At 61.9% G+C, this 6,390-nt stretch carries 4 protein-coding genes and 1 pseudogene; all 5 read right to left on the reverse strand.

Going from position 1 to position 6,390, the window contains the following annotated elements:
- A pseudogene (locus ACHFGA_RS03285) lies at nt 1-470 on the reverse strand (RimK family alpha-L-glutamate ligase); the annotation flags it as partial.
- Nucleotides 471-474: 4 nt separating this feature from the next.
- Entirely contained in the window at nt 475-891 is a 417-nt protein-coding gene (locus tag ACHFGA_RS03290; RefSeq protein ID WP_394281004.1) for a DUF4233 domain-containing protein, read from the reverse strand.
- The gene (locus tag ACHFGA_RS03295) at nt 892-2,520 is read right to left on the reverse strand and encodes a bifunctional folylpolyglutamate synthase/dihydrofolate synthase (protein ID WP_394281005.1); all 1,629 of its coding nucleotides are present in this window, start codon (nt 2,518-2,520) and stop codon (nt 892-894) included.
- Complete coding sequence (locus ACHFGA_RS03300) at nt 2,521-5,247, reverse strand: valine--tRNA ligase (protein WP_394281006.1); 2,727 nt, start codon at nt 5,245-5,247, stop codon at nt 2,521-2,523.
- Nucleotides 5,248-5,289: 42 nt separating this feature from the next.
- Nucleotides 5,290-6,390, reverse strand: a 1,101-nt coding sequence (locus tag ACHFGA_RS03305; protein ID WP_394281007.1) for an Hsp70 family protein, incomplete at its 5' end; no start/stop codon positions are given.

A 6,390-nucleotide genomic window follows, 5' to 3' on the forward strand; every position in this document is an offset into this window, starting at 1 on the left:
GCGACAAGCTCCTCGCGTGCGCGGGCCAAATGTACCTGCGCACCAAAGGAGCCGAAAGATTCCTTGACCACCACCGGCAGCCCGAAGTGCTCGATGGCGGCATCGACGAAGGGCTGCTCCTGCCACGCGACTGGTTGGAAACGCAGCGGCACCACCATTGTCTCCGGTTGGGCGATGCCCGCGGGCAGCAGACAGGTGTAAGTGCGGAACTTATCGTCGCAGGCTTCGATCGCCGCCGCCGAGTTGAAGCAGCGTACGCCGTGGGCCTCCAACCAGCGCCCCACGGCAACATCCTTGTCCCACAGCACCACCCAGTCGGGGCGTTCGCGTTCCAGCTGCGCCTGCACCTGAGCGTTGGTGACAAGCTGGGCGTTCAGGCCTGACTGGTCGGCCGCGCGCAGCAACCACTCGTGCAGCTCAGTGAACTTGTCAAAGTGGTAGAAGTGATTGACGACGATCCAACCGGCCATCACGCTATCCCAAGTGTTGGGTGGTGAGCAGACCGCGCTTCATGCGCTCGATCATGTTGCGGCGCAGCGTCAGAACGAACCACCACACCACGGCGAACATCACACCGATGGCAAAAACCGACCAGTGGATGTATATGCCGGCCAGCAAGAACACCTGCAAGATGACCGCCACCGGCAGCGCCCACTTAAACCGCGTGAGGAACGCCAGCACGGTGTGCGCTGCGCCAAGAGCGGTAATGTACCCCCAGTTGAAGGCGGTCCACAGCTGACCGTCGTCGATCTTCAAGATCACGGCCAACGACAGGAAAATGGTAATGGCCTCGAGGATGAGCACACCGGAGACCACCCCGTTGAAGCCTTTCATCGGGTCCTTCGCAGGCTCGTGGCCCTTGCCTAGTGGGCCGTAGTTCTCGTCGCTCATCTACTCCGCATCCTTTGCAAACAGTGGGTGTGCTTGTGCCACGACCTGCCCAGAGCCGGTCAGCACAATACCAGTGCCTGATTGTGCCTCATCGCCACCCATTTCCTCAAGCGCCAGCTCACGAGCCGTCGCGTACGCACCGGCCAACGTGTCATCGACAAATACTCGATCATCGCCGAAGATCTCTCGCGCCAGCTCCGCCAACTCATAGGGGTCCATTGCGCGTGACGACGACAAGCCCGCCACCACGACCACCGACAGCACTGGTTCCAGTGCTCGCAGAATGCCGGCTGCGTCCTTATCTTCAAGCACGCCCACCACGCCGATCAGGGTGGTGAAATTAAAGTCGCGCTCCAGCGCGGCCGCCAGCGCCTGGGCACCGGCCGGGTTGTGGGTGGCATCCACAAATGTTGTGGGGGTGGTGTCCATGCGTTGCAGCCGACCCGGCACCTCCACGGCTGCGAAACCGCGGCGGATCGTGTCCTGATCCAGCTGGTGGCCCGAGTGAGCACCAAAGAAGGCTTCCACCGCCGCAAGAGCGACGGCCGCGTTCGCCGCCTGGTGGGCACCCGACAAGGGGACGAAGATGTCGTCGTAAAGCCCGCCCAAGCCACGCAGCTGAACGGTCTGCCCGCCCACGGCAATGGCTGAATCCGCCACGGTGAACTCGCTGCCGTAGCGGGCGACGGCAGCATCGACCTCCACGGCCCGCTGCAGGATCGGCTCCAGCGCCTCCTCCGGCTGGGCTGCGATGACGGCCACGGCGTTCGGGTTGCGAATGATCCCGGCCTTGTTCTCCGCGATCTCCGCGATGGTCTCGCCCAAATAATCGGTGTGGTCCAAACCGATCGGGGTGATCACGTTGACGTCAGCGTCGGCCACATTGGTGGAATCCCACAGCCCGCCCATGCCGGCCTCAATGACTGCAACATCCACCGGAGCATCCGCGAACGCGGCAAAAGCGACGGCGGTGAGCACTTCAAACTTCGACAGTGGAATATCGAAGCGGGCATCCACCATTTCCACGAACGGCGCGATCTCCTCGTAAATGCGCACGAAGTCCGCCGGGTGCATGTCCTGGCCATCGATGCTGATCATGTCATTAACGGCGCTGATCTGCGGGCTGACAAAGTAGCCCACGCGCCGGTGAAAAGCCTCCAACAGCGTGGCGATCATCCGCACCGCTGACGTTTTCCCGTTCGTCCCAGCCACATGGATCACCTTGTAGCTCTGCTGCGGCGTACCCAGGAAATCAAGTAGCAACGAGATCTTCTCGGTGGAGGGTTCGATCTCCCGCTCGTTCGCCCGCTGCGCCAGCTCCTCGGTCACCCGCGCCAGTGCTGCGCGGTCGTCATCGGTGATGGGCCGCTGGATCGGTTCGACCGTCTCGGTCTCCAATCCCTCGACCTCAACGGGGTCCTCGCCCACCACCGGCGCCCCGCCCAGGTTAAGGGTGCGGCCGGCATCGGTGGTCTCCACGTCGAAGGCGGGCTGCTCAGGCAGATCCGCCTCATCGGTCAGGTCAGCATCCCCGTCGTTCCCGTCGGTGCCGTCGTCGATGCTGGCGTCAATGGCATCGAGGATGCGCTTGATCTGTTCGTCGTCAGAATGTGGGCGATTACCCGTCATCTATTTCAGGTTCTCCAATCGCGCGCTGATGCGCGCTTGCTCTTCGGTTGCCACCTGCTGGCGGTCGCGGATCTTCTGCACCACGGCCTCCGGCGCGTTCGCCAGGAACTGCTCATTATTCAGCTGCTTCGCGGTGGTTTCCAGTTCCTTCTCTGCGGCAGCAAGCTCCTTTTCCAGACGCTTGCGTTCCGCAGCCACGTCCACGGTTCCGGAGGTATCCAGCTCCACGTCCAGGGTGGTCTGGCTCAGGCGCATCTCAATGCTTGCCGACGATGCGAAGTCCTCTCCCGGCGCCTCCACGCGTGCAATATCGCGCACCATGGCTTCCTGGCCATCCAGGTCCGCCGCGGAGAAGTCCAGCTTGCCCGGGACCTTCTGCGAAGGCTTCACGCCTTGGTCGGCGCGGAAACGGCGCAGCTCGGTGATCAGCTTGATGGAGTCCTGAATCCTTCGCGCCGCCACTTCATCAGTAGCTGCTCCACCATTGGTGTCCTCGGAGGTTGGCCATGGGGCCTGGGTGACGGACTCTTCCTCGGTCAGTGCGGTCCACAGCACCTCGGTGATGAACGGCATGGTGGGGTGTAGCAGGCGAAGCACCACGTCGAGAGCGCGCCCCAGCACGATCTGGGTGGACCGGGTGCGGGCCTTTTCCTGCTCTGTCGCCTGGTCAAGGTCGCGAGAGATTTGTGTCTTGGAAATTTCCAGGTACCAGTCACACAGTTCATCCCACACGAAGTGGTAGAGATCCTCGTTCGCTTTCGCGAACTGGTAGTCATCCAGGCGCTCGTCGACAAGCGTACGGACCTCCTCAAGGCGGTCGAGGATCCAGCGGTCAGCATCCGTCAGCGTCTCGCGAGCCGGCAGTTCGCCTACCGCCGCGCCATTCATCAACGCGAACTTGGTGGCGTTGTACAGCTTGGTGGCAAAGTTGCGGGCGGCCTGGGCGTTGTCCTCGCCGATCGGCAGGTCCACGCCGGGGTTCGCGCCGCGGGCCAGGGCGAAGCGCAGCGCGTCCGCACCATATTCCTCCACCCAGTCCATCGGGTCGATGCCGTTGCCCAGGGACTTCGACATCTTGCGGCCCTTTTCATCGCGCACTAGGCCGTGCAGGTAGAGGTCAGTAAACGGCACCTGCGGGCGGCCGTCGGTGCCTTCGCCCAGGACCTCCGGGGTTTCCTTACCAGCGAAGGTGCCGAACATCATCATGCGCGCCACCCAGAAAAACAGGATGTCGTAGGCGGTGACCAGTACGGATGTTGGGTAGAACTTGTCTAGGTCCGCAGTCTTTTCTGGCCAGCCCATCGTGGAGAAAGGCCACAGCGCAGAGCTGAACCAGGTGTCCAGCACGTCTGGGTCCTGCTCATAGCCTGCTGGTGGCTCCTCGTCCGGGCCAACGCAGACCACGTCGCGGGTTCCGTCGCTTTGCTCCGGTCCGTACCAAATCGGGATCCGGTGGCCCCACCACAGCTGGCGCGAAATCGTCCAGTCATGCATGTTGTCCACCCAGTCGAAGTAGCGCTTCTCCAGCGCCGGTGGGTGAATCTTCGTGTCGCCTTCGCGCACCGCATCCCCGGCCATCTTCGCCAGTTCATCGACCTTGACGAACCACTGCAGGCTCAAGCGTGGCTCGATCGCTTCCTTGGAACGCTCCGAGTGTCCGACCGAGTGCACGTACGGGCGGACCTCCTTGGCGATGCGACCTTGCTCCGCCAGTGCCTCACGTACCTTGACGCGGGCCTCCTCGCGGGTCAGACCATCGAACTGAGTGCCGGTATCGGCAATGTGGCCGGTCTTGTCCATGATGATCGGCATGTCTAGGTTGTGGCGCAGGCCCATCTCATAGTCATTCGGGTCGTGGGCAGGGGTGATCTTCACCGCACCGGTGCCAAATTCCATATCCACATAATCGTCAGCAATGACCTTCAGCTTCAGATCATCGCGGAACGGGTGGTCGAACTCGGTACCGACCAGATCTGCGTAGCGTTCGTCGTCGGGGTGCACGGCAATGGCCACGTCGCCCAGCATCGTTTCCACGCGCGTGGTGGCCACGATCAGGTGGGGTTCGTCGTCGTTCAGCGAACCGTAACGGATGGAGACCAGCTCACCCTCGACGTCCTCATAGATCACCTCAATATCAGACACGGCGGTCTCCAACACGGGCGACCAGTTCACCAGGCGGTAATCCTGGTAGATCATGCCCTTGTCGTACATCATCTTGAAGATGGTCTGCACGGCGCGCGAGAGGTTCTCATCCATGGTGAAAGAGTCCCGGGACCAATCCACGGAATCGCCGATGGCACGCATTTGCGACTGGATGGTGCCACCGTACTTTTCTTTCCAGTCCCACACGTGCTGGATGAATTCTTCGCGGCCGTAGTCGTAGCGGTCCTTGCCCTCAGTTTCCTTGAGCAAAGCCTCCACCTTGGTTTGGGTGGCGATACCCGCGTGGTCCATCCCCGGCAGCCACAACACCTCATAGCCCTGCACGCGCTTCCGACGCACCATCACATCAATCAGCGTGTGGTCGAGTGCATGGCCCATGTGCAGCTGGCCCGTCACATTCGGTGGCGGCAGCACAATAGAATAAGCCGGCTTATCACTTTGCGCATCGGCGGTGAAATAGCCCTTATCTACCCACCCCTGGTACAGCTCCGCCTCCAGGGATTGAGGCTCCCAATTCTTCGGGAGGTTGTCTGCTCGGTTCTTGCCCACGTTTGCTTCAGTCACGCGCACCAGTCTAGCCGGTACAGGCAGCACAGATTGTATGACCTAGCTTTGTTCTTGGCTTTGTTCCGTGCCAAGTTCCGGCGCGGCGGTAGCGGTGACCGTGTAGCCGTCATCCAGTTCGATCGTGATCGTTGCCACGCCATTGTTATCCACGCTGAGCGTTTCGACGACGGCGGGACCAAAATCGCTGCGCTGCACATCCACCTGGGTGAGGTCCGAACAGTAACGCAGGTTGTGGTCGAAGGGAACGTAGACCTCCGCCAGCACCGTGAAGTCGCCCGGGGTGTCGTCGTCAAGCGAGGAATACTCGATATAGCGAAACACGCCGATATTGTGGGCGGCCCGGTAACGCCTGGTCACCGTGGTCGTGGGGTCTTCTGGGCCGACCAACTCGTCGAAGGAGATTTGGCTGCCTTCGTGTGCCTCGCGGAATACTCCGATTCGCCGCGCGAGGCGGTCGGTGAGGTGGAAATCAGACTCCGGATCCGCCGCGATCGCAAGACCGATGGCCGTCGACGCGGTAGGCAGCTGAGAGCGGTGCACGCGCCTGCCGTAGCGTTCCCGCAAGACCCGCGAGACCAGAGGCAACGCCGATGCCCCGCCGACCAAGTAAATACCGGCGATTTCTGTATCGCGCAGGCTGTCTTGCTCCCCGAGCAAGGGCGCGATGGCCTCCATTGTGCGCTCTACAAGGGGCGTTGCGGCTTCATAAAAATCTGCGACAGGTACGGTGACGGCCCCACCAGGCAGATCGATGAGCACCCGGCGGGTTTGCGGCTTAATCGACTCTTTGGCCTCGCGGATCCTGTCCATCACGGCAGGGGGCACGCCATCGGCCAGCATCTGTGGTGGCAGGGCAAGACCGGCCAGGACATCGTCAAAGTCATCGCCGCCCAAACGGGCGATCCCCGTGGAACGTTCCACCACGTGGTCCAGCCCATCGATGCGCAGCAAGGTCGCATCAAAAGTGCCGCCACCCAGGTCAAACACGATGATCGAGGTACGCTTCGTGTTCAGGGTGCGCGCGTAGCGGTGGGTGTATTCGAAACCGGCAGCACTTGGCTCATTGATCAGGCCAACCACGGTGGCGCCGGCTCGTCGAAAAGCATCCATGGTGAGCAGGCGCTGGGTCGACCCTGCGTT

The sequence above is a fragment of the Corynebacterium sp. genome, from assembly GCF_043426755.1.
Taxonomy (GTDB): Bacteria; Actinomycetota; Actinomycetes; order Mycobacteriales; family Mycobacteriaceae; genus Corynebacterium.